The sequence below is a fragment of the Curtobacterium guangdongense genome (assembly GCF_049341845.1).
GTDB classification, from domain to species: Bacteria; Actinomycetota; Actinomycetes; order Actinomycetales; family Microbacteriaceae; genus Curtobacterium; species Curtobacterium guangdongense.
This window is the reverse complement of the sequence record NZ_JBMPIT010000005.1, coordinates 152875-178265: the sequence shown is the minus strand read 5'-3', so window position 1 is coordinate 178265 and position 25391 is coordinate 152875. Positions and strand designations below refer to the sequence as shown.

Here is a 25391-nt window from a genome sequence, read left to right as displayed (position 1 = left end):
CGGCGGGTTTCCCCGGCGTTGCTGCCGGAGAAGACATTAGCACGGCTGTGAACGCACGTTGAACACGGGCGCGCATCCCGGGCGCGTCCCCCGGTGACGGCGAGTTCCGGCGCGTCAGCGGTGCCCGATAGCGTTGGTGCATGACGACGGATCCCGCGGCCACCACGACCGAGCTCGAAGCCACCGCGGCGATCGCCCGGGACCTCATCCGGATCGACACCACGAACTGGGGCGAAGGTCGCTCGAAGGGCGAGACGGAAGCGGCGCACTACGTCGAAGCCAAGCTGCAGGAGCTCGGCGCGACGCCGCAGCTCTTCGAGTCGGAGCCCGACCGGGTGAGCGTCGTCGCTCGCATCCCCGGACGCGATCGCAGCAAGCCGGCGCTCGTCGTGCACGGCCACCTCGACGTCGTCCCCGCCGATCCCGCGAACTGGAGCGTCGACCCGTTCGGCGGCGTGGTCAAGGACGGCATGCTGTGGGGCCGCGGCGCGGTGGACATGAAGAACATGGACGCGATGATGCTCACCGCCCTCGGTGACGTGATCGCGGCGCAGGGGGCACCCGAGCGTGACCTCGTGATCGCGTACTTCGCGGACGAGGAAGCCGGGGGAGTCCTCGGCTCGCACCACGTCGTGTCCGAGCACCCCGAGGTGTTCGCCGGAGCATCGGCCGCCATCAGCGAGGTCGGCGGCTACTCGATCACGCTCGGCGACCGCCGCGCGTACCTGCTGCAGACCGGCGAGAAGGCCCTGATGTGGCTCAAGCTCGTCGCGAAGGGCACGGCGGCGCACGGCTCGCACGTCATCCGCGACAACGCCGTGACCAAGCTCGCGGCGGCCGTCGCCCGGATCGGGAGCGAGGAATGGCCCGTTCGGCTGTCCGCCACGACCGAGGCGATGGTCGCCGAGGTCGCACGGTTCCTCGGCGTGGACCCGGCGGTCACCGGCCCGGACGAGGTGGCCCTGGCGACGGGGTCGGCGTCCCGGTTCATCCACGCGGCGCTGCACACGACGTCGAACCCGACGGTGCTGCAGGCCGGGTACAAGCACAACGTCATCCCCGACGCCGCCGAGGCGCTCATCGACATCCGGTGCCTCCCCGGCGACGAAGAAACGGTCCTCGAGCGCGTGCGGGAGCTCGCGGGCGACGACGTCGAGGTCGTGATGTCCTTCCGCGACATCGGACTCGAGCAGGACTTCGGCGGACCGCTCGTCGACGCCGTGCGCGACGTCCTCGGCCGCCACGACCCGGGTGCCCCGGTGCTGCCGTACCTGCTCTCCGGCGGGACGGATAACAAGGCACTGTCGACCCTCGGCATCGCGGGCTACGGCTTCGTGCCGCTGCAGCTGCCGGCCGGCGTCGACTTCCCGGCGATGTTCCACGGTGTCGACGAGCGGGTGCCGCTCGACTCGCTCGCGTTCGGTCGTCGTGTCCTCGGGGACCTGCTCGCCTCGTATTGATATGCTGTCGGGTCGCCACCGGCGACCACGACCCGAAAGGCCGCGCCAGTGCACATCCTCGAGGCGATCTTCCTCGGCTTCGTGCAGGGACTGACCGAGTTCCTGCCCGTCTCCTCCAGCGCACACCTGCGCATCGTCGGACTCTTCCTGCCGGACGCGCAGGACCCGGGCGCCGCGTTCACCGCCGTGACGCAGCTCGGCACCGAGACCGCGGTGCTCATCTACTTCTGGCGGGACATCACGCGCATCGTCACGCGCTGGTTCGGGGCGCTCGGTGGCAAAGTCCCGCGCGATGACCCCGACGTGCGCCTCGGCTGGCTCGTGATCATCGGCACGATCCCGATCGGCGTCGTCGGACTCCTGCTGCAGCACTCGATCGAGACCACCTTCCGGTCGCTCTGGATCGTCGCGATCGTCCTCATCGTGTTCGGCATCGTCCTCGGTGTGCTCGACCGCGTCGGCCGCAAGGAGCGCCGGATCGAGCACATGACCTTCGGCGGCGGGATCCTGATCGGCATCGCGCAGGTCCTCGCACTCGTTCCCGGTGTCTCGCGCTCCGGGGCCACGGTCTCGATGGGCCTCGCCCTCGGCTACACCCGTGCGGCCGCGGCGCGCTTCGCGTTCCTGCTCGCGATCCCTGCGGTCTTCCTGTCCGGCCTGTACGAGGCCGCGACCAGCCTCAGTGACACCGGCGCGCCGTTCGGCGTGGCCGACACGGTCATCGCGACCGTGGTGGCGTTCGTCGTCGGGTTCGTCGTGATCGCGGCGTTCATGAACTACATCAGCAAGCGCAGCTTCATGCCGTTCGTCTACTACCGCATCGCACTCGGTATTGTTCTCATCGTGTTGCTGTCGCTCGGAGTGATCCAGCCGTGAGGGCCTGGGAGGCCCCGTCCGTCCCCGACGTCGGCGGGACCGGGCCCCGTCCGGTCGTGCACGACACGGCAACCGGGAAGCCCGTCGACCCGACCCGTGGTGACGACCGCGCGGCGCTGTACGTCTGCGGGATCACCCCGTACGACGCCACACACCTGGGACACGCCGCGACGTACCTGGCGTTCGACACCCTCGGCCGGGCCTGGCGCGACGCCGGACTCGACGTCGAGTACGCGCAGAACACCACCGACGTGGACGACCCGCTGCTCGAGCGGGCGACCCGTGACGGCGTCGACTGGCAGGAGCTCGCGGCGTCGCAGATCGACCTGTTCCGCCGGGACATGGAAGCCCTGCGCATCCTGCCGCCTGACGACTACGTCGCGGTCACCGACGAGGTCGAGCGCATCGCCGAGGCCGTCGCGTTCCTGCAGGAGACCGGGTACGCCTACACCGTGCCGACGCCGGACTCCGCTGGCGACGACCTCTACTTCGACGTGAACCGTCCGACCGAGTCCTGGGCGCTCGGCGACGAGAGCCGCATGGACCGCGAGACGATGCTGGCGCTGTCCGCCGAACGCGGCGGCGATCCCGACCGCGCCGGCAAGCGCGACCCGCTCGACCCGCTGCTCTGGCGTGCCGCCCGCGCGGGGGAGCCGCGCTGGGAGACCGTGCTCGGCGAGGGGCGCCCCGGCTGGCACATCGAGTGCAGCGTCATCGCCGGTGACCGGTTGGGGCTGCCGATCAGCGTGCAGGGCGGTGGCAGCGACCTCGTCTTCCCGCACCACGAGATGAGCGCGGGGCACGCGGCGGCGCTGGCGCACCAGCCGTTGGCGCACGCGTACGTGCACACGGGCATGATCGCCTACCAGGGCGAGAAGATCTCGAAGTCGCTCGGCAACCTGGTCACGGTCCGCGGCCTGCTCGACGACGGGGCCGATCCCCGTGCGATCCGGCTCGCGCTCCTGTCGCACCGGTACTCGGACGACTGGGAGTGGTTCGACGCCGAGCTGTCGAGCGCGACCCGCCGGCTCGACGCCTGGGACGCCTGGGCAACAGCGGGCGCCGGGCACGCCGACGACGCCGAGGATGTCATCGCGCGAATCCGCGCTCGTGTCGCGGACGACCTCGACACGCCCGGTGCGGTCGCTGCCGTCGACACCGCGGTCGCCGGCGGGACCCGGTGCACGCCCGAGCTCGTCGACCTGGTCGACGCCTTGCTCGGCATCCGCATCGCCTGAAGCGCGCCGCGCGCCGCGCGCTCGGCCCGGCGCGCCCGTCCCCGTCGCATCCGGCTCCGTCGCACCCGTCCCCTCGAGGTTCCGTAATTCTGGCATCTCGGGGAGCCAAGGAGGCGAGTCGTGGAACCTCGAAGAAGGTGAGCGGCGAGTTGCGGAACCGCAGCCAGCCCCGGCGCGCGACCAGCCCCGGCGCGCGCGCGGCCGTGGGCGCGGCCACACGACGGACGGGAGGCACGGTGCCAGCTGGCACCGTGCCTCCCGTCGGTCGTCGCGCGCTCCTACTGCGGAGGCTGCGGGGGCCGCCACGGGCCCTCGCCCGCCTGGCCGGGACCGTCCTTGCCGTCCTTGCGCTCCCGACGCCGCAGGTACTGTTCGAACTCCTGCGCGATGGCGTCACCGGAGGCCTCGGGGGAGTCGACGGTGTCGCGCGCCTGCTCGAGCTGCTCGATGTACGACGCCATGTCCTCGTCGTCAGAGGCCAGGGCGTCGATGCCCTCCTCCCACTGCGTCGCGTCGTCGAGGAGCGTGCCGCGGGGAACCGTCACGTCGGTGAGCTCCTCCATCTTGTCCAGGAGCGACAGCGTGGCCTTCGGCGACGGCGCGTTGTGCACGTAGTGCGGGACGGAGGCCCAGAGGGACAGCGTCGTGAGCCCGGCCTTGTCCATCGTGTCGGAGAGCACGCCGAGGATGCCCGTCGGGCCCTCGTACGACGACTTGTCGACGTCGAACGCGGCACGGACGCCCGCGTTCTCGCTGGACACGAACACCGAGATCGGTCGGGTGTGCGGGACGTCCGCGAGCATCGCACCGACGAACACCACGGCGTCGATGGAGTACACGTCGGCGAGGTCGATGATCTCGGCGCAGAACGCCCGCCACGTCCGGGACGGTTCCGGTCCGACGAGGACGAAGACGTCGCGCTCCGCCGGGGACCCCGCCGCGCCGATGACCGGGCGGCCGACGTCGCCGGGGCCGTGCAGCACGATGCGCGGCCACTGGATCCCGCGGACGCCGCTGTCGTCGCTGCCGACGTTCGGGCGGTTGAACTGGTAGTCGACGTACTGCTCCCCGTCGATCTCCCGCAGTTCGTCGAGCCCGAGTGCGTCGACGATCCGCCGGGCGAGGCCACTGGCGGCTTCGCCGGCGTCGTTCCAGCCCTCGAACGCGACGACCAGCAGGCGGCCGTCGTTGAAGGGGGAGTGCTGTGGCACGGAGCGGACCTCCTGGAGGTGGAGTGGAGCGGGTCGGCGCGGAGGGCGGACCGTCCACAGCCGACCGGACACGATCAGGCATCCACAATAGGCCCCAGGGCCTTCGGCGACCGCGTGCGCCGGTAGACTCGTCGCCCGTGACCGCGCATCCCCTCGCCCTCGTCCAGCCCGCAGCCGTGCTGTGGGACATGGACGGCACGATCATCGACACCGAGCCGATCTGGCAGCAGTCCCAAGTGGAGCTGACCGGCCGCTACGGCGCCGAGTGGACCCACGAGGACGGACTCTCCCTGGTGGGGAGCGGCCTCGAGCGCTCGGGGGAGATCCTGCGGGACAAGGGCGTCGACATGGAGGTCGAGGAGATCGTCCAGTGGATGACCTCGTACGTGATGGAGCGGCTGGCGCACGACGACCTGCCGTGGCGTCCCGGTGCACGTGAGCTCATCGAGGAACTGCACGCCCGTGGCATCCCCACGGCGCTGGTCACGATGTCCCGTCGGAACATGGCGCTCGTCGCCGCTGACGCCCTCGCGGACCACCCGTTCCGCGTCGTCGTCGCCGGTGACGACGTCGAGCACCCGAAGCCCCACCCCGAGGCGTACCTGACGGCCGCCGCCCAGCTCGGTGTCGACGCCACCGCCTGCGTCGCGATCGAGGACTCCGCCACCGGTGTCGCCGCGGCCGTCGCGTCCGGCGCCGTCACGATCGCCGTCGAACACATCGTGCCGCTGCCGGAGACCGCCGGCGATGTCTACCTGACGTCGCTCGCCGGTGTCGACGTGGACCGGCTCGTGGCACTCACCTCGCCGGCGTTGGCCGCGCGAGCCGGTGGGTCCGCCACCGGCGCCGAGGAGGTCGCACGGTGAACGCCGAACTCCCCGACACCACCGGCCTGCCGCACACGACCGGCGGCACCCCGCACACCCCGCCGCGCGGCCCGTTCCGCGCAGGCGACCGCGTGCAGCTGACCGGACCCAAGGGCAAGCTCACGACGCTGTCGCTCGAGCCCGGTGTGATCTACCACACGCACCGCGGCATGCTCGCGCACGACGACGTGATCGGCCAGCCAGACGGTTCGGTCATCACCGCGAGCTCGGGCGACGAGTACCTCGCGCTCCGGCCGCTGCTGAACGACTACGTCATGTCGATGCCGCGCGGTGCCGCGATCGTCTACCCGAAGGACGCCGCCCAGATCGTCGCATTCGCCGATGTGTTCCCCGGTGCCCGCGTGGTCGAGGCGGGCGTGGGTTCCGGCGCGCTCTCGCTGTGGCTGCTCCGCGCGATCGGCCCGACCGGTCGCCTGCAGTCGTTCGAGCGCCGCGACGAGTTCGCCGAGATCGCCCGTGGCAACGTCGGCACCTTCCTCGGCGCCGTGCCGGACAACTGGAGCGTGACCGTCGGCGACCTCGTCGAGGAGCTCCCGGGCGCCACCGAACCGCAGAGCGTCGATCGTGTCGTCCTCGACATGCTCGCGCCGTGGGAGTGCGTCGACGCGGCCGCCGACGCGCTCGTGCCCGGCGGGCTGATCGTCTGCTACGTCGCGACCGTCACGCAGCTGAGCCGCACCGCCGAGGCACTCCGCGACACCGGCAGGTTCACCGACCCCCAGTCGAGCGAGACGCTCGTGCGCACCTGGCACGTCGAGGGCCTCGCCGTCCGGCCGGACCACCGCATGGTCGGGCACACCGGGTTCCTCGTGACGGCACGCCGCCTGGCCGACGGCGTGGTCCTCCCGAACCTGAAGCGTCGCCCAGGCAAGGCCGAGTTCTCCGACGAGGACGTCGAGGCCTGGACGCCGGGCGCCGTCGGCGAACGGTCCGCCAGCGACAAGAAGCTCCGCAAGGTGGCACGGCAGGCGGCAGCGCAGGCGCGGAAGGTCGCGGCCGCCGAAGCCGCGGACGCGGCCGGAGCCGGTGCTCCCGACACGTCCGTTCCTGATGGAGACGACCGGTAGGCTACCCACCGTTGCCCGCCCCGCATCGAACGGAAAGAGGGTCCGTGCGCACCATCCCCGCACTCCTGGTCACCATCGGACTGGCCGCGTCGCTCACCGCGTGCGCGTCGAGCGGAGCCGGTACGACGCCGTCGAGCTGCAACGCTCCCGGTGCCGCGTCCGAGTCCGTCACCGCGTCGGGCGCGTTCGGCAAGGAGCCGAAGGTGTCGATCCCCGCGGGGCTCACCACGAAGGGCACCCAGGTCTCGGTGCTGAAGCAGGGCGACGGCCGCACGGTGGGGAACGGCACGCCGGTCCTCATCGAGTACACGCTCGTCGACGGCTCCACCGGCAAGGTCGCGCAGACCAGCGGCTACTCCGGCACGACCGCGCCGATCACCGCGGGTTCGTCGAACGCCGGTGCCCTCGGCAAGGCGCTCGAGTGCGCGAAGGTCGGCGACCGCCTCGCCGTGGCGCTGCCGCAGAGTGCGCTGTCGAGCGGCGCGACCTCGACCAAGAAGACCGAGGACGCCGTCATCGCGGTGATCGACGTGAAGCGGGCGTTCGACGCCCGTGCCACCGGTACCCCGCAGCTCGCGGGTGACCACATGCCCGCCGTCGTCCTGGCGCCCGACGGTGCCCCCGGCATCACGGTGCCGTCGTCCGCGGCCCCGTCCTCCGACGAGACCCACCTGCTCCGCAAGGGTCACGGCAAGGTGCTCACCGACAAGGACACCGCGGTCATCAAGTACACCGCCGTCACGTGGGGGAACGACTCAACGGTCGCCGGGTCGAGCTGGACCGACGGGACCGGCGCCCAGACCGTACCGCTCGCCAAGGGTCAGGTCCAGGAAGGCGTGCGCAGCGCGCTCGTCGGCCGGAAGGTCGGCGACCAGGTGCTCGCGATCGTCCACCAGCAGGGCGTGGCCTACGCGTACGTCATCGACGTGCTCGGCTCGATGCAGTCCTGACCCGGATCCCGGTCCTGACGACGCTCGTCCGCTCTCCACGAACCCGCGCGCGGGTGCACTCCGGTGCCCCCGCGCTGCCGTAGGATCGGCTCGTGCCAGCCACCCGTGTGCCCCGCGTACCGGCGGAAGAACGCCTGTTCAGCCTCGTGCTCGCGCTGCTGTCGACCGAGTCGGGCCTGACGAAGTCCGAGATCCTGACGAACGTCCAGGGCTACCGACAGCGGTTCGCGGCCGGTGGTGACAACGCGTCGCTCGAGCGGCAGTTCGAACGCGACAAGGACGACGTCCGCGAACTCGGCATCCCGCTCGAGACCATCGAGACTCCCGGATCGTCCGGCAACAACCAGACCCTCCGGTACCGCATCCCGAAGGGCGAGTACGACCTGCCCCTCGACGTCCGGTTCACCCCGGACGAGTCCGCGTTGCTGTCGCTCGCGGCGATGGCCTGGCGCGAAGGGGCCCTGTCGTCGGACTCGCGTCGAGCGCTCCTCAAGGTCCGTTCCGCGGGTGACGACGACAGCCGCGCCGGCGCGACCGGCATGGACGCGTACGCACCGCGGCTCCGCGCACGGGATGCCGCGTTCGAGCCGCTCCGTGCCGCGCTGGACCGCGCAGCAGCCGTCCGGTTCGACTACATCACCCCCGGTGAGCACGAAGCACGACGGCGCGACGTCGCTCCGCTGGCGCTCGTGCAGCACGGCGGCCGGTGGATGCTCGCCGCACACGAACCCTCGACGGACTCCGACAAGAACTACTTGCTCTCGCGGATCGTCGGTCCCGTCACGACGTACGAGCCGGGTCGCCATCCGGCGCCCGCCGGTGCGGGGGAGCGGACCCTCGCGGAGCTCGACCGGCTGTGGGCCGAACGGACGGCGACGATCGCGGTCGTCCCCGGGTCGGACGCGGAACGTCGTCTCGGCCGTCGGCGGGACACCACCGCACAGGGCGACGGCGTCCTCGTGCTCCACTACGTCGACCCGCAGATCCTCGCCGAGGAACTCGCCGCCTTCGGCCCCGAAGTGCAGGTGCTCGAGCCCGCGGACGTCCGCGACCGCGTGCTCGACCGTCTCCGCGGGCTCGTCGCCGACCACAGCGAAGGGGTGCTCCGTGGCTGAAGCCCAGCCGCTCCAGGCCCAGGACAAGCTCGCGTTCCTGCTCGCGCTGGTGCCGTACCTGATCGATCGCGAGCGTGTCTCCGTGACCGAGGCCGCTCGGCACTTCGGCGTGCAGGAGACCCGGATCCGCCGCGCGGTGGAGCTCATCGCCGTGTCGGGCATCCCCGGCGAGACGATGCAGTACCAGCACGGCGACCTGTTCGACATCGCCTGGGACGACTTCGAGCAGAACGACATGATCGTGCTGACGAACCTCGTGGCGATCGACGACTCTCCGCGGCTCTCCGCACGAGAAGCCTCTGCGCTCATCGCGGGCCTGCAGTACCTCTCCGCGCTGCCCGAGGCCGCCGACCGCGACGCCATCCGGGCACTGATGGCGAAGCTCTCGCGTGGTGCAGGTGGAGCCTCTGCGAACGTCGCCGTCGGGCAGGAGCGCCACGATGCCACCCTCGCCACCATCCGGCAGGCGATGTCCGACGGCCGCGGACTCGTGTTCGACTACGCCGGCCCGCGCACCCAGGGCAGCACCCGCTCGGTGGACCCGCTCCGCGTCGAGTCGATCGACACGGACTGGTACCTCCGTGCCTGGGACCTCGATCGTGCCGCACTCCGCACGTTCCGACTGGACCGCATGTCGGCCGTACGCGTCGACGACCGCCCGGCCTCGCATTCGACCGACGACGTCACCATCCCCGACACGCTGTTCCAGCAGAGCGCGGACGACGTGATCGTGACCGTGGAGCTCGACGCCTCGTCGTTGCCGCTCGTCGCGGACTTCCTCGCGGACACCGCGGACGTGCCGGACGCCGATCGGCGCGTGCGCATCCGGCTCGCCGCGTCCGCGGGGTTCGACGGCGTGGTGCGCCTCGTCGCCGGCCTGCCCGGGCGAGCCGTCGTGCTCGACCCGCCCGCCGCGCGCGACGCGGTGCGCGCGTTCGCAGCGTCCGCGCTGCCCGCGTCCTGACGCGGACAGCGCGCGCCGGGCGCGCCCGCCGGGCCGCTGAGATCGCAGTTGGTGTCGTTTCCCGCGCGCCGGTTCCGACACGGACTGCGATCCGACGGCCCCGTCCGACGCCGGGCGCGCCCGCCGGGCCGCTGAGATCGCAGTTGGTGTCGTTTCCCGCGCGCCGGATCCGACACGGACTGCGATCTCGGGGATCGAGGGCGGCGCAGCGCGCGCTCCGACGCCGCGCGCGCCCGAAGGTGCGCTGTGCGTTCGCACGTCGCGCCGCCGAGCGAGGGCCGCGCTGCCGTAGGATCGACGCATGGCTTCGACGACCGCGCGCGGGCGAGAGAAGCGGCAGGGTCGCCGTCCGAAGGAACCCGAAGGCCGCATGTCCCTCGGGCAGCACCTCATTGAGCTGCGCAACCGCCTGTTCAAGGCCGTCCTCGCGGTCCTCGTCGGCGCGGTCGGCGGCTGGTTCCTGACCCCGTTCGTGCTCGACTCGCTGCGCGCCCCCGTGTCGCAGCTGGCGAAGGTCGGCGGGCACACCGCCGAGCTGAACTTCCCCATGATCACGGGCGCGTTCGACCTCAAGCTGCAGATCGCGATCACGATCGGCATCGTCATCGCGAGTCCGGTGTGGCTCTACCAGATCTGGGCGTTCATCGTCCCGGCACTGGTCCGGCGCGAGAAGCAGTACGTGTGGGGCTTCCTCGGCACGGCGATCCCGCTGTTCTTCGCCGGGTGCTACTTCGGCTGGTACGTCCTGCCGCACATCGTCGGGATCCTCGGCAGCTTCGTGTCGAGCCAGGACACCTCGATCGTCGACGCGAAGGCCTACTACGACTTCGTCATCAAGCTCATCGTGGCGGTCGGAATCGCGTTCGTGCTGCCCGTGTTCCTGGTGCTGCTGAACTTCGTCGGCGTGCTCGAGGCGAAGTCGATCATCAAGTCCTGGCGCGTGGCGATCCTCTGCATCCTGGTCTTCTGCGCGATCGTGACCCCGAGCGCCGACGTCATCTCGATGTTCCTGCTCGCGATCCCGATGATGGTGCTCTACGTCGCCGCCTGCGTGGTGACCTGGTTGCACGACCGTCGTCTCGCGAAGCGCCAGGCCAAGCTCGACGCCGAGTACGGCCTGTGACGGACACCGGGCTGAGCGCGGCCGAGCGGTTCCAGGCTGCCCGTGTGCGGAGTCGGTCGCGCAACCTGGAGCTCTTCCGTGCGGACCTGCGGTTCGACCTGGACGCGTTCCAGTTCGCCGCGTGCGACGCCCTCGATCAGGGGCGGAGCGTGCTCGTCGCCGCTCCGACCGGCGCCGGCAAGACGATCGTCGCCGAGTTCGCGATCTGGCTCGCGATGCGGCAACCGACGGCGAAGGTGTTCTACACGACGCCGATGAAGGCGCTGAGCAACCAGAAGTACGCGGAGCTCGTGGAGGCGTACGGGGAGTCCGAGGTCGGGCTGCTCACCGGCGACACCAACGTCAACCCCCGGGCACGGGTCGTCGTGATGACGACCGAGGTGCTCCGCAACATGATCTACGCGGACTCCGACCTGCTCGACGACCTGGCGTGGGTCGTGCTGGACGAGGTCCACTACCTCGCCGACCGGTTCCGGGGCGCGGTGTGGGAAGAGGTGATCCTGCACCTGCCGACCGAGGTCCGCCTGGTCTCGCTCAGCGCGACGGTGTCGAACGCCGAGGAGTTCGGCGACTGGCTGCAGACCGTTCGCGGCGACACCGACGTCATCGTGTCCGAGGACCGTCCGGTGCCCCTCGAGCAGCACGTGCTCGTCGGCAACAAGATGGTCGACCTCTTCGACTCGTCGGGTGCCGCGGCGACGAACCGCGTGAACCCGGAGCTGCTCCGTCTGGTGGGCGGCGGCTCGCGCAACGACAGCCGTGGCGGCCACCGCGGACGTCGGGGTCGTGGCGGGTACGTCGACCGCCGTGGTCCGCGCACCGAGAAGCTGCACCGCGAGCACATCGCCCGCATGCTGGACGAGCGGATGCTGCTCCCGGCGATCTTCTTCGTGTTCAGCCGCAACGGGTGCGACCAGGGCGTCCGGCAGGTGCTGCGCTCCGGCGTGTCCCTGACCACCCGCGAAGAGCGGAACGAGATCCGCGAGACCGCGGAGTACCACTGCCGCACCCTCCTCGACGAGGACCTCGCCGTCCTCGGGTACTGGGAGTGGCTCGAAGGGCTCGAGCGCGGCGTCGCCGCACACCATGCCGGGCTCCTGCCCGCGTTCAAGGAGGTCGTCGAGGACCTCTTCCAGCGGAAGCTCCTCAAGGTCGTCTTCGCGACGGAGACCCTGGCGCTCGGGGTCAACATGCCGGCGCGCACGGTGGTCCTCGAGAAGCTCGAGAAGTTCAACGGCGAGGCCCGTGTGCCGATCACGCCGGGGGAGTACACGCAGCTCACGGGTCGCGCCGGCCGTCGTGGGATCGACGTCGAGGGGCACTCGGTCATCCAGTGGACCGACGGGCTCGAACCACAGGCCGTCGCGTCGCTCGCGAGCCGTCGGACGTACCCGCTCAACTCCTCGTTCAAGCCGACGTACAACATGGCCGTGAACCTGATCGAGCAGTTCGGTCGACAGCGCACGCGTGAGGTCCTCGAGACGTCCTTCGCGCAGTTCCAGGCGGACCGTTCCGTCGTGGACCTCGCCAGGAAGGTGCGGTCGCAGCAGGAGTCGCTCGACGGATACCAGCGGTCGATGGCGTGTCACCTCGGCGACTTCACCGAGTACGCGGCGCTGCGACGGCGGTTGTCCGACCTCGAACGCACGAACGTCCCCGGCGGCCGCGAAGCCTCGCACGGTGCCCGCCAGGAACGGCAGTCCCAGATCACCGAGGTGCGCCGTGCCCTGCAGCGTCACCCGTGCCACGCCTGCCCCGACCGCGAAGCGCACGCCCGGTGGGCGGAACGCTGGTACAAGCTCAAGCGCGTCAACGACAAGCTCGTGCAGCAGATCCGCTCCAGGACCGGCGCCGTCGCGACGACCTTCGACCGGGTGACCGACGTGCTCGTCCAGCTCGGGTACCTCGTACCGAGCGGGAATGACGCCGACGGCGAGACCGGCGGCACCAACGGCGAGCTCACCGTCGCTGCGGGTGGTCGACGCCTGCAGCGGATCTACGGCGAGCGGGACCTGCTCGTGGCCGAGTGCCTCGAGGCCGGGGTCTGGAAGGACCTCACGCCGGCACAGCTCGCCGCCATGGCCGCCACGATCGTCTACCAGCCCCGTCGTGAGGACGCCCCCGGGACCGAGCACGCACTGCCGCGCGGCGCGTTCCGCCCGGCGCTCGACGAGACCCTGACGATCTGGTCCCGACTCGACGACGTCGAACGCGACGCCCGGCTGTCCGGCTCGCAGCCGCCGACCCCCGCGATCGCCGTCGGCATGTTCCGATGGGCGTCCGGCTCGGCGCTCGACGACGTCCTGCGGTCGCTCGACCTGGCGGCCGGCGACTTCGTCCGGTGGTGCAAGCAGGTCATCGACCTCCTCGACCAGATCAAGAACGCCGGCGACCCCGAGCTCGCCGAGACCGCCCGACGGGCGACGGACGCGGTCCGCCGCGGCATCGTCGCGTACGCGACGGTCTGACGGGAGGCCCGGTGCAGGTTCCCGAGACCGGTGTGCGCCCGCGCGCGCCCTTCGCGGCACTGCCGGTGCGGTCCGCCCTGCCGCTGGCGGTCATCGGCGGACTCCTGTTCGCCCTGTCCTTCCCGTCGCCCGGATGGTGGTTCCTCGCCTACCCCGCGGTGGCCTGTCTGCTCCTGTCCGCCATGGGACAAGGATGGCGCCGTGCCGCCTGGCTCGGCTACCTCGGGGGAGTCGCCTTCTGGGTGCCTGCCATCTCGTGGGCCGGGCGCTACCTCGGGCCGGTCCCGTGGCTCGCGCTCGCGCTGTTCGAGGCGGCCATGTTCGCACTCGGCAGCGTCGCGATCGCCCTCGCGTACCGCTGGGTCGCCCGCGTCGTGCCCTCGACCGCCGGACGCGTGTGGGGCCTCCCGGCCGTGGTCGCCGCACTGTGGACCGGACGCGAGTGGTTCTCCGGAAGCTGGCCGTACGGCGGGTTCGCGTGGGGACGGGTCGGACTGTCGCAGTCGGAGAGCCCGTTCGCGCACCTCGTCGCGTACGTCGGCGTCCTCGGGCTCTCGTTCGTCGTGGTCTACTGCGTCGCCGTCGTCGTCTCCCTGGGCCTCGTCGGGGGGATCAAGCTCCGGATGCGCGTCGCGGTCGCCGGACTGCTCGTGGCGGCGGTGCTCGCCGTCCCAGCGTGGCCGACCGCGACCGACGGGACGATCCGCGTCGAGTCCGTGCAGGGGAACGGTCCCGCCGGGTACTTCGACCGCGCAGCCCCCGGCCAGGTCCTCGAGTCGCAGGTCGCCGCGACCGACGTGTCCGCGAAGGGCGTCGACCTGGTCGTCTGGCCCGAGGCCTCTGCCGAGATCGACCCGCGCCAGCAGCCCGTGATCGCGAGCGCGCTGAACTCCGTCGTGCAGTCCGTCGGCGCACCCGTCGTGGCCGGCGCGATCACCCAGACGCCGTCGGGTGTGCTCCACAACACGTCGTTCGTGTGGACCGCCGACGGATGGCAGTCGTCCTACGACAAGAAGCGCCCGGTGCCCTTCGGGGAGTACGTCCCGGACCGGTGGTTCTTCTCCAAGCTGGCGCCGTCGCTCATCGGGCTGCTGCAGCGCGACTACACGCCGGGGACGAAGCCGAACGTGCTCGACGTCGCCGGGATCAAGGCGGGCATCGCGATCTGCTTCGACATCGTCGACGACGGACTGACGCGCGACATGGCCCGCGGCAGCGCGCAGGTGATCCTCGCGCAGACGAACAACGCCGACTTCTCCGGCACCGACGAGAACCTGCAGCAGCTCGAGATCGCGCGGATGCGTGCCATCGAGACCGGGCGGTCGCTCGTGAACATCTCGACCGTCGGCGCCTCGCAGGTGATCGACCCGTCCGGACGGACGATCGACCGCGTGCCGGAGTACACCGCGACCTCGATGGTGACGGACGTCCCCCTCGGCACCTCGACCACGCCGGCCACCGTCGCGTCCGGACTGATCACGATGGTGCTCTCGCTCGGCGGGCTCCTCGTCCTCATCGCCTGCGCGCCGTGGACACGAGCGGAGCGTCGCCGGCGCGCCTGACCATCGACTGTGAATGCGCAGGGGCCGGAACGAACCCGCGTGGGACAGTGTTGCAAGGGGGGAACGAGCGAGAGGAGTCCACCATGGCTGATCGGAGTCTCCGCGGCATGCGGCTCGGGAGCCAGAGCCTCCAGAGCGAAGAGGGCGTCGAGCTCTCGGACCGCAAGCGTGCGGTCTACCAGACCGACTCGGGCGAGACGTTCGACGTCGTGTTCTCTGCCGAGGCAGAGGTCCCGCAGAGCTGGGCCGACCCCAGGAGCGGACGCGAAGGACGACTGCTCGGTGACGACGGCGTGCCCGTCGAGGTCGCAGCAGAAGACGTCAAGGCACCACGGACCCACTGGGACATGCTGCTCGAGCGGCGCTCGCGCGAAGAGCTCGAGGAACTGCTCCAGGAACGACTGCAGTTCCTGCGCGCCCGTCGCGGCGCCTGAGGCACTGACGATCGACGAAGGCCCGCTCCCCGAGGGGAGCGGGCCTTCGTCGTTCCGTGCTACTTCTGGTCGTCCTGCTGGCCCTGCTGGTCCTGCTGTTCCGCCAGTTGCGCTCGCGTCGCATCGGCTGCGGCGCGGAGCTTCTCGTCGACGCTGCGGTTCGACTCCGCGAGGCGCTCGTCGAGACCTGCGTCCGGGACGATGTCCGACGCTGTCGCATTCGGGTTCGCACCAGCGCTGCCGCCCGAGGGGTCGGAGACCGCGGTGTTCGCGAGGCTCTCGCTCGCGAGCTTGGAGATCTTCGCGAGGAAGTCGCTGCCGCCAGCAGCGCCGGCCGCCGGAGCGCCGCCGCCGGACCGGGGAGCGGTGAAGCCCTTCGCGATGCCGGAGAGGGCTTCGGTGAACTCGCTCGGGATCATCCAGAGCTTGTTGGCCGTGCCCTCGGCGATCTTCGGGAGGGTCTGCAGGTACTGGTACGACAGCAGCTTCTCGTCCGGGTCACCGGTGTGGATCGCGTCGAACACCGTGGCGATGGCCTGCGCTTCACCCTCGGCGCGGAGCACCTGGGCCTTGGCGTCACCCTCCGCAGCGAGGATCGCCGCCTGTCGCTGTCCCTCTGCCTCGAGGATCTGCGACTGCTTGGTGCCCTCGGCCTGCAGGATCGCGGCGCGACGGTTGCGCTCCGCACGGAGCTGCTGCTCCATGGCGTCGACGATCGACACGGGCGGCTCGATCGCCTTGAGCTCGACGCGCCCGACGCGGATGCCCCACTTGCCGGTCGCCTCGTCGAGCACGACGCGGAGCTGGCCGTTGATGTTGTCGCGGCTGGTCAGCGCTTCCTCGAGGTTGAGCCCACCGACGACGTTGCGGAGCGTGGTGGTCGTCAGCTGCTCGACGGCGCCGAGGTAGTTCGCGATCTCGTAGGTGGCGGCGCGGGCGTCCGTGACCTGGAAGTAGACGACGGTGTCGATCGAGACGACGAGGTTGTCCTCGGTGATCACGGGCTGCGGCGGGAACGACACGACCTGTTCACGCATGTCGAGCAGCGGCCGGAGGCGGTCGATGAACGGCACGAGAAGGTTCAGGCCGGGGGCGAGCGTCTTGTGGTACTTGCCGAGGCGCTCCACGACGCCCGCGGTCGCCTGGGGGACGATGCGGATCGCCTTGGCGAGCACGACGATCACGAAGATGACGATGACGACGATCAGTACGAGGAGCACGATCGTCCCGGGTTCCAGGGTCATGAAGCAGCCTTCTGTTCGATGCGGACGACGGCGGTCGAGCCCTCGATGGACTCGACGACGACGTGGGTGCCGAGCGGCGGGGTTCGATCGGGAGCGGTGACGGCGATGCGCGCGCTCCAGGTCTCGCCGTTCGCCAGGCGGACCTGGCCGGGGGCGGTGGAGGTGAACGCGACGGCGACCGTCCCGGGCATGCCGACGAGTCCTTCGACGCCGGTGCGGTGGGGGTCGGCGTTCCGTCCGAGCGCGATCAGGAGACGGGGGCGGACGAGCGCGAGCAGCAGGAGCGCCACGGCCGCGGCGATGATGGCGGACAGCCACCAGGGTGCGCCGATCAGGGCGGCGATCAAGCCGCCTGCCGCGCCGGCGGCCAGCATGATGAAGATGAAGTCGAGGGTGAAGACCTCGACCACCCCCAGCACCAGCACCAGTGCGATCCAGATGATCGTCTGGATCCAATCCGAGATGTTCACGCGATCTCCCTCCCTCGGTCGCGCGCGGCAGCGCAGCGTCGCGACGGCCGGTTCAAGTCCGTTCAACATATCAAACGACGTCTGACCGGGCGCACGGATTGGTAGGCTCGACCGGTCCCGATGCACGGTCACGAACTGGAGAACACCACTGTGAGCAGCCCCCTCGCCCCCGGATCCCTCGCCGGCAAGCGCGCCCTCGTCACCGGCTCGTCCCGCGGCATCGGCGCCGACACCGTCGGGTACCTGGCCGAGGCCGGCGCCAAGGTCGTCGTCAACTACCGGAACAAGGCCCGTCGCGCCGAGCAGATCGCCGAGGGCATCGTCGCCGCCGGGGGAGAATCCCTCGCGGTGGGCGCCGACCTGACGGACCACGACTCGGTGCAGGCGATGGTCGACACCGTCGTCGATGCGTGGGGCGGCATCGACCTCCTCGTGCTCAACGCATCGGGCGGCATGGAGTCGGGCATGGGCGAGGACTACGCGCTCCGCCTGAACCGTGACGCGCAGGTCGACATGCTCCAGACCGCCGTGCCCCACATGGCCGCCGGCTCCCGCGTCGTGTTCGTCACGAGCCACCAGGCCCACTTCGTCGAGACCGCCGAGACGATGCCGGAGTACCTGCCCGTCGCGAAGAGCAAGCACGCCGGTGAGACCGCGCTCCGCGAGCTCCTCCCGCAGCTCGAGGCAGCCGGCATCGAGTTCGTCGTCGTCTCCGGCGACATGATCGAGGGCACGATCACCGCGACGTTGCTCAACCGGTTGAACCCCGGCGCGATCGAGGAGCGTCGCGGGGCCGTCGGCAAGCTCTACAGCGTGTCCGAGTTCGCCGCCGAGGTCGCCCTCGCCGCCGTGGAGCCGATCCCGGCGGACAACACTCGCCTGGTCGGCGACGTCAGCGGCTTCACGGCCTGAGGGCCCGGGGTAGCGTCGGCCGGGTGACTGCTGCACCCGGGCTCCGCCTGACCTCCCGCATCCTGCTGCTCGACGACGACGGCCGCGTGTTCCTGATGGACACCAACGCCCCGTCGTCGGACGGCTTCCACCGGTGGATCACGCCGGGTGGGGGAGTCGACCCGGGCGAGACGCACCGGGACGCCGCGATCCGCGAGCTCCGCGAGGAGACCGGAATCGTGATCACCGACCCGGGCGAACCCGTCTGGTCGTGGGACTTCGACGTCACGTGGGACCAGGCCGACCACGACCGCGGCCACTCCGAGTTCTACGTCGTGCGGACCACCGGCTTCGTGCTGTCGAGTGACGAGTGGACCGACGACGAGCGGGTCGACATCCTCGGCTCCCGCTGGTGGACCGCGGACGAGCTCGACGCCACGGACGAACCGTTCGAGCCCGCCGAGCTGCCCGATCTGGTCCGACGGGTCACTCGCGGGGCGTGAGCACGCAGAACTCGTTGCCCTCGGGATCGGCCAGCACCACCCACGGCACCTCGGCCTGACCGACGTCGGCGAGCGTCGCGCCCCGGGCCACCAGGGCGTCGACCGCTCCCTGGTGCGAGTCGTCCGGCGCGGGTGCGAGGTCGATGTGGAGCCGGTTCTTCACGGTCTTGCCCTCCGGCACCGGCACGAACACGAGCCCCTGCGGCTGCTGCTCGCGCGGCGTGCCCTCCGGGAGCTCGATCGCGTGCGCCGGCGCGATCACGGCTTCGTCGTCGGACTCGTACACGACCGGCCACGCGAGCGTCTCACCCCACCATCGCGCGAGTGCGTGCGGGTCGTGGCTGTCGACGACGATCGAGTACCAGCGGAGTGCCATGGCGACAGTATGGCCGTGCCCACCGACGCCGTCCGGACACCGGTCGACCCCGGTCGTACGGTGGCCGCATGGGCGCGCGCAGACGGGTCGTCACCACGGCGGTGGTCGTCTTGGTCGGGGCGGCCGTCGGCGCGGCGTGGCTCGCGCAGGCGAGCCCGCTGACACGTCCGTCGGCGGTCGCGTCAGCCGGTCCGACCCCGGTGAGCGTCTCGGGGACGCCTGCCGGTCCGCCGTCGCTGGTCGCGCCTCCAGACGGTCCCGGTGGTCGGCCTGGAGGCTCGTCGCCGGTCCCGACGTCGGCTCCCGTCCGCCCCGCTGCCGCGTTCCCGATGACGGTCAGGTACGTCGACGACGGCGACACGCTGCAACTGCAGCACGCGACGCCCAACGCCGTGGTGACCACGACGAACCCGATCCGGGTGCGGCTGATCGGCGTCGACACCCCGGAGGCGAAGCCGACGGCCCAGTGCTGGTCGCGGGAGGCGACAGCGGCACTCCGGGCGCTCGCGCCCGTCGGTTCCACCGTCTGGGTCGCGCCGGACCGGGACACGTGGGGCGACCACGGACGACGCCTGTTCAGTGTGTGGACCGACGACAGGCGCTTCGTCGAGGGCGAGCTCGTGTCGAGCGTTGCGGGAACGGCGATCCGGGTGTGGCCGAACGTGGCGAACCACCCGTACCTGTCCGCGCTCGAGGAGCGTGCGGTGGCCGCGAGGACGGGACGGTGGGGGTCGTGCTGAGTCGTCCGTGCAGGCCGCGACCGTGTCGGCACCGGCCGGTACGCTGATCGACATGCATACCAGTGACGCGTCGGTCGCCGACAGCCACGACCGCATCCGTGTCCGCGGCGCGCGCGAGAACAACCTGCGCGACGTCGACGTCGACCTGCCGAAGCGTCGGCTGACGGTGTTCACGGGGGTGTCCGGGTCCGGCAAGAGCTCGCTCGTGTTCGGCACCGTCGCGGCGGAGTCGCAGCGCATGATCAACGAGACGTACAGCGCCTTCGTGCAGGGGTTCATGCCGACGCTCGGCCGTCCGGACGTCGATGTGCTCGACGGACTCACCACCGCGATCGTCGTCGACCAGGAGCGCACCGGGGCGGACCCGCGCTCCACCGTGGGCACCGTCACGGACGCGAACGCGATGCTGCGTGTGCTGTTCAGCCGGCTCGGGCAGCCGCACGTCGGCGGTCCGAACGCGTTCTCGTTCAACCTGGCGACCGTGTCTGCCGGCGGGGCGATCACCGTGCAGAAGGGCACCGACGCCAAGGCCCAGAAGGTCAGCTTCAACCGGCTCGGCGGCATGTGCGCGCGGTGCGAAGGGCGGGGGAGCGTCACCGACATCGACCTCACGCAGTTGTACGACGATTCGAAGGCGCTGTCGAACGGCGCGATCACGATCCCCGGCTACGGGACAGCGGGCTGGAACGTCCGGATGTTCGCCGAGTCCGGCTACGTCGACGGCGACAAGCCGATCCGCGACTTCACCGAGCAGGAGCGACAGGACTTCCTCTACCGCGAGCCGACGAAGCGCAAGATCGCCGGCATCAACATGACGTACGAGGGCCTCGTGCTCCGCGTCCGACGGTCGTTCCTGCAGAAGGACCGCGAAGCGATGCAGCCGCACATCCGTGCGTTCGTCGACCGTGCCGTGACCTTCACCACCTGCCCGGACTGCGACGGAACCCGCCTCAACGAGGTCGCGCGGTCGTCGAAGATCGCCGGGGCGAGCATCGCCGACGTCTGCGCCATGCAGATCACCGACCTCGCGGCCTGGTTGCACGGGCTCGACGAGCCGTCGGTCGGGCCGCTGCTCGACGGGCTCCGGGACGCCGTGGACTCCTTCGTCGAGATCGGCCTCGGGTACCTGTCGCTCGATCGACCCACCGGCACCCTGTCCGGGGGCGAGGGCCAGCGCGTCAAGATGGTGAAGCACCTCGGCTCCTCGCTGAGCGACGTCACCTACGTGTTCGACGAGCCGAGCACCGGCCTGCACCCGCACGACATCGAGCGGATGAACGGGCTGCTGCTCCGCCTGCGCGACAAGGGCAACACCGTGCTCGTCGTCGAGCACAAGCCCGAGGTGATCCAGATCGCCGACCACGTCGTCGACCTCGGACCAGGGGCGGGCACCGGCGGGGGGACCCTCTGCTACCAGGGCCCGGTCGACGGCCTGCGGGGGAGCGGGACCGTCACGGGGAAGCACCTGGACGACCGGGTGTCGGTCAAGACCGACGTGCGCGTCCCGACCGGCGCGATCGAGATCCGCGGCGCGGACCGGCACAACCTGCAGGACGTGGACGTCGACGTGCCGCTCGGGGTGCTCACCGTCGTCACCGGGGTCGCTGGCTCCGGGAAGAGCACGCTCATCCTCGGGTCGCTCTCGCCGATGGACGACGTCGTCGCGATCGACCAGAGCGCGATCAAGGGCTCCAGGCGGAGCAACCCGGCGACGTACACCGGGATGCTCGAGCCGATCCGCAAGGCGTTCGCGAAGGCCAACGGCGTGAAGCCGGCGTTGTTCAGCGCCAACTCCGAGGGTGCGTGCCCGGCCTGCAACGGTGCCGGCGTGGTCTACACCGACCTCGGGATGATGGCCGGTGTCTCGACGACCTGTGCCGAGTGCGACGGCAAGCGCTTCGACCAGTCGGTGCTCGAGTACCGGTTCGGCGGCAAGGACATCAGCGAGGTGCTCGGGATGCCCGTTGCCTCGGCGGCAGTGTTCTTCGGCAGCGGCGAGACACGTGTGCCGGCGGCGCACGCGGTGCTCGAGCGTCTGGTGGACGTCGGCCTCGGGTACCTGACGATCGGGCAGCCGCTCACCACGTTGTCCGGTGGGGAACGCCAGCGACTGAAGCTCGCGACCCACCTGGGGGAGCGGGGCGGGATCATCGTCCTCGATGAACCCACGACCGGCCTGCACCTCGCCGACGTCGAACAGCTCCTCGGGCTGCTCGACCGGCTGGTCGACTCGGGCAAGAGCGTCGTCGTGATCGAGCACCACCAGGCGGTGATGGCGCACGCGGACCGGATCATCGACCTCGGGCCCGGTGCGGGGCACGACGGCGGGCGGGTGGTGTTCGAGGGGACGCCGGCCGAGCTCGTCGCCGCGCGGTCCACGGTGACCGGGCAGCATTTGGCGGAGTACGTCGGGGGCTGAGCGCGGGTCCGGTCGCCGTTTCTGCGCACTCGCACGTCCGGTCGTGCCGGCCACGGGACGGACTGGAGGCGCGGTGCCGGATGCAGGGCGAGCCTCCAGTCCGGAATGCGGTGGCTGACGGCAACTCCAGTGTTGCGCGCGTACGGTCCGGCCCATGAGCTACAGCCAGCCGGATCCGGCAGAAGAGACCACGCAAGGCGGAGCGCCTGAGCAGCCCGACACCGAGCCCGAGGTGCTCGAAGAGTCGGGAGAGGAGAGCGCAGCGCTGGAGATCGACGCCGACGACGTCCCCACTGAGGACGGGGAGAAGTCGTAGGGCTCGACCTCAGGCGCGGACGGCGCGCTTGATCTCTGCTCGCCGGAGGTCCACGAGGCGTTCGACGACGGCGTCGGGCAGCGTGCGGTCCGCTGAGCAGTGGATGCTGCCCGTCGTCGTCTCGGACCCGTCGAGGCGGTGGCCGAGCGCTGGGACGACCGCACCGATGGACGGGTAGACGGACGGGAACCGGGCGTTCCCCGTGGCGACGACGAGCCCCTTGCCGCGGAGGAGCAGTGCAGGCATGCCGTAGCTGGTCCCGGGTGTGGCCGACGGAACGCGCTCAGCGGCGATCTCGTAGACGCGTGCCAGGACGCTTCGGACTGCGGGTTCCTGCGTGCTGAGGGAGTCGGCGACGACGTCGGTCATGCGGTGAGGACATCGAGGCGGCTACCCCACATGGGGTGTGTACCGGACCCGGGGAAGTACAGTGGGTCAAAGTACGCATCGTCGTCGAGATTGACAGGGCATTCTGACTTCATGGCCGAAACGGCGGAGAGCGCGGTCGAGCACCGGGCGATGCTTGAAGCGCTGAGTAGGCTGGGCTACCAGTTCGACGACATGACCGCATTTGCCAATTCTCGACTTCGGCACAAGGATGCCGTCCCACTTCTCCTCAACCTCCTGAAGAGCGTCGAGAATCCGATGAATCGGTTGCGCTTTGCACATGCGCTCACGACACCGGCCGCCAAGGGAGTTGCCGTGCCCGGGCTGCTCGAAGCGTTCACGAGGACTCCGAACGACGACCCGATTCGAGTGAGATGGGCGATTGGCAGTGCGATCGAAGCCACCTTCGACGACGCCTATGCGGACGAAGTGAGTTCCCTCGCTCTGGACCGCCAATACGGGCGGGACCGCGAGATGTTGGCGCTTGCACTGAGAAAATCGCGGAAGGAGGAGGTGATCGACGTATTGCTTGATCTCACACGGGACCCTGATGTCGATGGTCACGCCATCGATGCGTTGAGCCACAGTGCGAATCCTCGTGCACGCCAGGTTTTCGAAGAGAAACTCTTCGATCGCCGAGCGTGGGTGCGGAAGCGGGCGGCGGCGGGACTGCGAAAGCTCGACGCGCAGAAGTAATGCCGGAGACACTGAAGTCCGTGGCGGAGCACTGGGCAATACTCCAGGCGCCGATGCGCCGATAATGCATATTATGTCAGCTCGCCCGTTCCGGGACATCGCGCAGGACGAACCGGGCTCCCCGCTCCGACTCCGTGTACACCAGCGTGCCGGGTGCGATCGAGACCACGACGCCTCCAGCTTGTCCGGCGTGCTCGTCCAGGGCTGACCGAAGATCCTGGACGAGCTCATTGCCGTCGACCGTGAACACCACACACGGTGTATCCACTGTCGCGCCGAGCGCTTCGAGCTGTCGCAACACCGCTTCGGGAGCAGGACCCGTTCCCGACACGACCGGCAAGCGCCGATCGGTTCGGAACGGCTGCCGGAGTGCGACCTCGATCGCGAACTTCCGCCGGGCGGACACCGAGCCGCGGAGTCCGGCGAGGCGGGAGCGCCGGCCCGGTTCCACGAACGAGGTGATCAACGCCTCCGCATGGGAATCGATCTGCTCCGATGTCATCAGTACTCCCCTGGTGGTCCGTTGCACGTCCCGGTCTACCAGGAACGACTCCGCGGTGCTGAAACTGGACGTGGTCGCGGACGGCGACGAGTTGGCTCGAGTGCGACGCCGTCGCTCGACGGTCCCCGCCGACGAAAGGCACCTCATGCACCCCGTCAAGTACCTCAGCAGCATCGGTTTCCGCAGCGACTACGCCTACCTCGGTGCGTTCCTCTCGATCGCCCTCTCGCTGATCAGCTGGCTGTTCTCCCGCGGCAACAAGCACCACGACAAGGCACAGTCCGACCGATGGGGCATCTTCGTCGGCCACTGGGCGCCGACGTTCATGGCACTCGGTGTCGCCCTCACCCTCGAAGAGCGCGACTGAGATCACGGAGCGCCCCATCACATGCGTGTGATGGGGCGCTCGACATGTCTGGACCCCCGAGCGTTGGCTCAGAACACCGCGACGGTCATCCCCACCGACGAGCTCGGGCCGTCCATCGCCTGGAGCGCCGCGGGCAGCTCGGAGAAGTCGATCGTCCGTCCGACGGACTCGTCCGGACGCAGTCGTCCGGCGACGACGTCGTCGAGCATCGCGGCGTACTCCCCGACGGAGATGCCGTGACTGCCGAGCAGCTCGAGTTCCTCGCCGATCACCCGGCCCATCGGGATCGCCGGCGCAGCCTCGTCGTCGAGGAGCAACCCGACCTGCAGGTGCCGGCCCCGCGGGCGGAGTGACGCGACGGCGGCGACCGATGTCGCGCGACTGCCGTAGGCGTCGACCGAGACGTGCGCGCCGCCGACGGTCAGCTCCCGAACCCGCTCCACGGCCCGCTCCCCCGACGGCACGGTCGTCGCACCGAGGGCCTCGGCGCGTGCGAGCGCATCGGGCGACACGTCGACGGCGACGACGTGTGCACCCGCTGCGATCGCGACGATCACGGCCGACAGTCCGACACCGCCACACCCGAACACCGCGACATGCTCCCCCGCTCGCAGCCGGCCGCGGGCGTGCAGCGCGTGGTACGCCGTGCCGAAGCGACACCCGAGCCCCGCGGCCTCGGCGAACCCGACGGCGCCGGGCAACGCGACGAGGTTCAGGTCGGCCTGCGGGACGACGAGTTCCTCGGCGAACGACCCGGGCAGGGTGAACCCCGGCTGCTCCTGCCGCGTGCAGACCTGGGTGGCGCCGTCCAGACACTCCGGGCAGGTCCCACAGGCGAAGACGAACGGCGCGGTGACGCGGTCCCCCACCTGGTGGTCGCGGACGCCGGGTCCGGCCTCGACGACGACGCCCGCGAACTCGTGTCCGGGGACGTGCGGCAGCGTGACGGAGTCGTCGTGGCCGCGCCAGGCGTGCCAGTCGCTGCGGCAGACGCCGGTCGCGGCGACCCGCACCACGACGCCGTGCGGCGGGCACGGTTCCCGATCGACGTCGACGATCGCCGGGGTGGCACCGAACTCTTCGTACATGACTGCGCGCACCGGATCATCATGGCAGGGACAGCAG

General features: G+C 70.5%; 26 protein-coding genes. 19 read left to right on the top strand and 7 right to left on the bottom strand.

All coding sequences use genetic code 11. From position 1 onward, the window contains the following. The first annotated feature begins 140 nt into the window (after positions 1-140). Genes ACO0E1_RS09395 through mshC form a run of 3 tightly spaced genes read left to right on the top strand, consistent with a single transcriptional unit; the run spans position 141 to position 3574 of the window. Positions 141-1460, top strand: a complete 1320-nt coding sequence (locus tag ACO0E1_RS09395; RefSeq protein ID WP_422873951.1) for a M20/M25/M40 family metallo-hydrolase — start codon at positions 141-143, stop codon at positions 1458-1460. A gap of 48 nt (positions 1461-1508) precedes the next feature. After that, the gene (locus ACO0E1_RS09390) at positions 1509-2336 is read left to right on the top strand and encodes an undecaprenyl-diphosphate phosphatase (protein WP_422873950.1); all 828 of its coding nucleotides are present in this window, start codon (positions 1509-1511) and stop codon (positions 2334-2336) included. Next, a complete protein-coding gene (gene mshC / locus ACO0E1_RS09385; protein ID WP_422873949.1) occupies positions 2333-3574 on the top strand; it encodes a cysteine--1-D-myo-inosityl 2-amino-2-deoxy-alpha-D-glucopyranoside ligase in 1242 nt (413 codons plus the stop codon). The genes ACO0E1_RS09390 and mshC overlap by 4 nt, the downstream gene beginning before the upstream one ends. 278 nt (positions 3575-3852) lie before the next feature. Here mshC and ACO0E1_RS09380 read toward each other — a convergent pair whose 3' ends face one another. Further along, positions 3853-4785 carry a PAC2 family protein gene (locus ACO0E1_RS09380; RefSeq protein ID WP_422873948.1) on the bottom strand — a complete coding sequence of 311 codons (933 nt, stop codon included), beginning with the start codon at positions 4783-4785 and terminating at the stop codon, positions 3853-3855. Positions 4786-4922: 137 nt separating this feature from the next. Between ACO0E1_RS09380 and ACO0E1_RS09375 the strand changes: the two genes are divergently transcribed. The 9 genes from ACO0E1_RS09375 (at position 4923) to ACO0E1_RS09335 (ending at position 15355) form a co-directional block, all read left to right on the top strand. Continuing rightward, positions 4923-5651, top strand: a complete 729-nt coding sequence (locus tag ACO0E1_RS09375; RefSeq protein WP_422873947.1) for an HAD family hydrolase — start codon at positions 4923-4925, stop codon at positions 5649-5651. A gap of 26 nt (positions 5652-5677) precedes the next feature. Next, positions 5678-6739: a tRNA (adenine-N1)-methyltransferase gene (locus tag ACO0E1_RS09370; RefSeq protein WP_422874084.1), complete on the top strand. Its 1062-nt coding sequence runs from the start codon at positions 5678-5680 to the stop codon at positions 6737-6739. A gap of 44 nt (positions 6740-6783) precedes the next feature. Beyond that, the gene (locus ACO0E1_RS09365) at positions 6784-7689 is read left to right on the top strand and encodes an FKBP-type peptidyl-prolyl cis-trans isomerase (protein ID WP_422873946.1); all 906 of its coding nucleotides are present in this window, start codon (positions 6784-6786) and stop codon (positions 7687-7689) included. Positions 7690-7781: 92 nt separating this feature from the next. Next, a complete protein-coding gene (locus tag ACO0E1_RS09360) occupies positions 7782-8804 on the top strand; it encodes a helix-turn-helix transcriptional regulator (protein WP_422873945.1) in 1023 nt (340 codons plus the stop codon). Continuing rightward, positions 8797-9768: a helix-turn-helix transcriptional regulator gene (locus ACO0E1_RS09355; RefSeq protein ID WP_422873944.1), complete on the top strand. Its 972-nt coding sequence runs from the start codon at positions 8797-8799 to the stop codon at positions 9766-9768. Before ACO0E1_RS09360 ends, ACO0E1_RS09355 begins: the two co-directional genes overlap by 8 nt. Before the next feature lie 370 nt (positions 9769-10138). After that, a complete protein-coding gene (tatC, locus tag ACO0E1_RS09350; protein WP_281267580.1) occupies positions 10139-10891 on the top strand; it encodes a twin-arginine translocase subunit TatC in 753 nt (250 codons plus the stop codon). Continuing rightward, positions 10888-13359, top strand: coding sequence for a DEAD/DEAH box helicase (locus tag ACO0E1_RS09345; RefSeq protein WP_422873943.1), 2472 nt, complete (start codon positions 10888-10890; stop codon positions 13357-13359). Before tatC ends, ACO0E1_RS09345 begins: the two co-directional genes overlap by 4 nt. An 11-nt stretch (positions 13360-13370) precedes the next feature. After that, on the top strand, positions 13371-14921 hold the full coding sequence (gene lnt, locus ACO0E1_RS09340; protein WP_422873942.1) for an apolipoprotein N-acyltransferase: 1551 nt from the start codon (positions 13371-13373) through the stop codon (positions 14919-14921). 83 nt (positions 14922-15004) lie between these two features. After that, positions 15005-15355 carry an RNA polymerase-binding protein RbpA gene (locus ACO0E1_RS09335; protein ID WP_281264600.1) on the top strand — a complete coding sequence of 117 codons (351 nt, stop codon included), beginning with the start codon at positions 15005-15007 and terminating at the stop codon, positions 15353-15355. Positions 15356-15414: 59 nt separating this feature from the next. Here ACO0E1_RS09335 and ACO0E1_RS09330 read toward each other — a convergent pair whose 3' ends face one another. Together ACO0E1_RS09330 and ACO0E1_RS09325 are read right to left on the bottom strand one after the other, a co-directional pair. Continuing rightward, entirely contained in the window at positions 15415-16599 is a 1185-nt protein-coding gene (locus ACO0E1_RS09330) for an SPFH domain-containing protein (protein WP_422873941.1), read from the bottom strand. Next, entirely contained in the window at positions 16596-17069 is a 474-nt protein-coding gene (locus ACO0E1_RS09325) for an NfeD family protein (protein WP_422873940.1), read from the bottom strand. Before ACO0E1_RS09325 ends, ACO0E1_RS09330 begins: the two co-directional genes overlap by 4 nt. 150 nt (positions 17070-17219) lie before the next feature. Here ACO0E1_RS09325 and ACO0E1_RS09320 point away from each other — a divergent pair, with 150 nt between their 5' ends. Next, entirely contained in the window at positions 17220-17981 is a 762-nt protein-coding gene (locus ACO0E1_RS09320; RefSeq protein WP_422873939.1) for an SDR family oxidoreductase, read from the top strand. 23 nt (positions 17982-18004) lie between these two features. Beyond that, positions 18005-18463 carry an NUDIX hydrolase gene (locus ACO0E1_RS09315; protein WP_402728762.1) on the top strand — a complete coding sequence of 153 codons (459 nt, stop codon included), beginning with the start codon at positions 18005-18007 and terminating at the stop codon, positions 18461-18463. On the opposite strand, the gene ACO0E1_RS09310 is transcribed toward ACO0E1_RS09315, so the two are convergent. Beyond that, positions 18447-18839: a VOC family protein gene (locus ACO0E1_RS09310; RefSeq protein ID WP_422873938.1), complete on the bottom strand. Its 393-nt coding sequence runs from the start codon at positions 18837-18839 to the stop codon at positions 18447-18449. The genes ACO0E1_RS09315 and ACO0E1_RS09310 overlap by 17 nt on opposite strands. A gap of 68 nt (positions 18840-18907) precedes the next feature. Between ACO0E1_RS09310 and ACO0E1_RS09305 the strand changes: the two genes are divergently transcribed. The 3 genes from ACO0E1_RS09305 to ACO0E1_RS09295 all read left to right on the top strand — a co-directional run bounded on the left by ACO0E1_RS09305 (position 18908) and on the right by ACO0E1_RS09295 (position 22314). Further along, positions 18908-19579, top strand: coding sequence for a thermonuclease family protein (locus ACO0E1_RS09305; protein ID WP_422873937.1), 672 nt, complete (start codon positions 18908-18910; stop codon positions 19577-19579). Positions 19580-19631: 52 nt separating this feature from the next. After that, the gene (locus ACO0E1_RS09300) at positions 19632-21998 is read left to right on the top strand and encodes an ATP-binding cassette domain-containing protein (protein WP_422873936.1); all 2367 of its coding nucleotides are present in this window, start codon (positions 19632-19634) and stop codon (positions 21996-21998) included. A gap of 154 nt (positions 21999-22152) precedes the next feature. Continuing rightward, positions 22153-22314, top strand: coding sequence for a hypothetical protein (locus ACO0E1_RS09295; protein ID WP_281264593.1), 162 nt, complete (start codon positions 22153-22155; stop codon positions 22312-22314). 9 nt (positions 22315-22323) lie between these two features. On the opposite strand, the gene ACO0E1_RS09290 is transcribed toward ACO0E1_RS09295, so the two are convergent. Further along, on the bottom strand, positions 22324-22683 hold the full coding sequence (locus ACO0E1_RS09290; RefSeq protein ID WP_422873935.1) for an iron chaperone: 360 nt from the start codon (positions 22681-22683) through the stop codon (positions 22324-22326). Positions 22684-22794: 111 nt separating this feature from the next. On the opposite strand from ACO0E1_RS09290, the gene ACO0E1_RS09285 reads away from it, so the two are divergent. Beyond that, positions 22795-23397 (top strand): HEAT repeat domain-containing protein, encoded by a 603-nt coding sequence (locus ACO0E1_RS09285; RefSeq protein ID WP_422873934.1) that lies wholly within the window; start codon positions 22795-22797, stop codon positions 23395-23397. A 76-nt stretch (positions 23398-23473) separates the two neighbouring features. On the opposite strand, the gene ACO0E1_RS09280 is transcribed toward ACO0E1_RS09285, so the two are convergent. Continuing rightward, complete coding sequence (locus ACO0E1_RS09280; protein WP_422873933.1) at positions 23474-23899, bottom strand: hypothetical protein; 426 nt, start codon at positions 23897-23899, stop codon at positions 23474-23476. Positions 23900-23954: 55 nt separating this feature from the next. On the opposite strand from ACO0E1_RS09280, the gene ACO0E1_RS09275 reads away from it, so the two are divergent. Beyond that, positions 23955-24266, top strand: a complete 312-nt coding sequence (locus ACO0E1_RS09275) for a hypothetical protein (RefSeq protein ID WP_422873932.1) — start codon at positions 23955-23957, stop codon at positions 24264-24266. A 68-nt stretch (positions 24267-24334) separates the two neighbouring features. Here ACO0E1_RS09275 and ACO0E1_RS09270 read toward each other — a convergent pair whose 3' ends face one another. Then, the gene (locus ACO0E1_RS09270) at positions 24335-25366 is read right to left on the bottom strand and encodes an alcohol dehydrogenase catalytic domain-containing protein (RefSeq protein WP_422873931.1); all 1032 of its coding nucleotides are present in this window, start codon (positions 25364-25366) and stop codon (positions 24335-24337) included. Positions 25367-25391 lie beyond the last annotated feature (25 nt).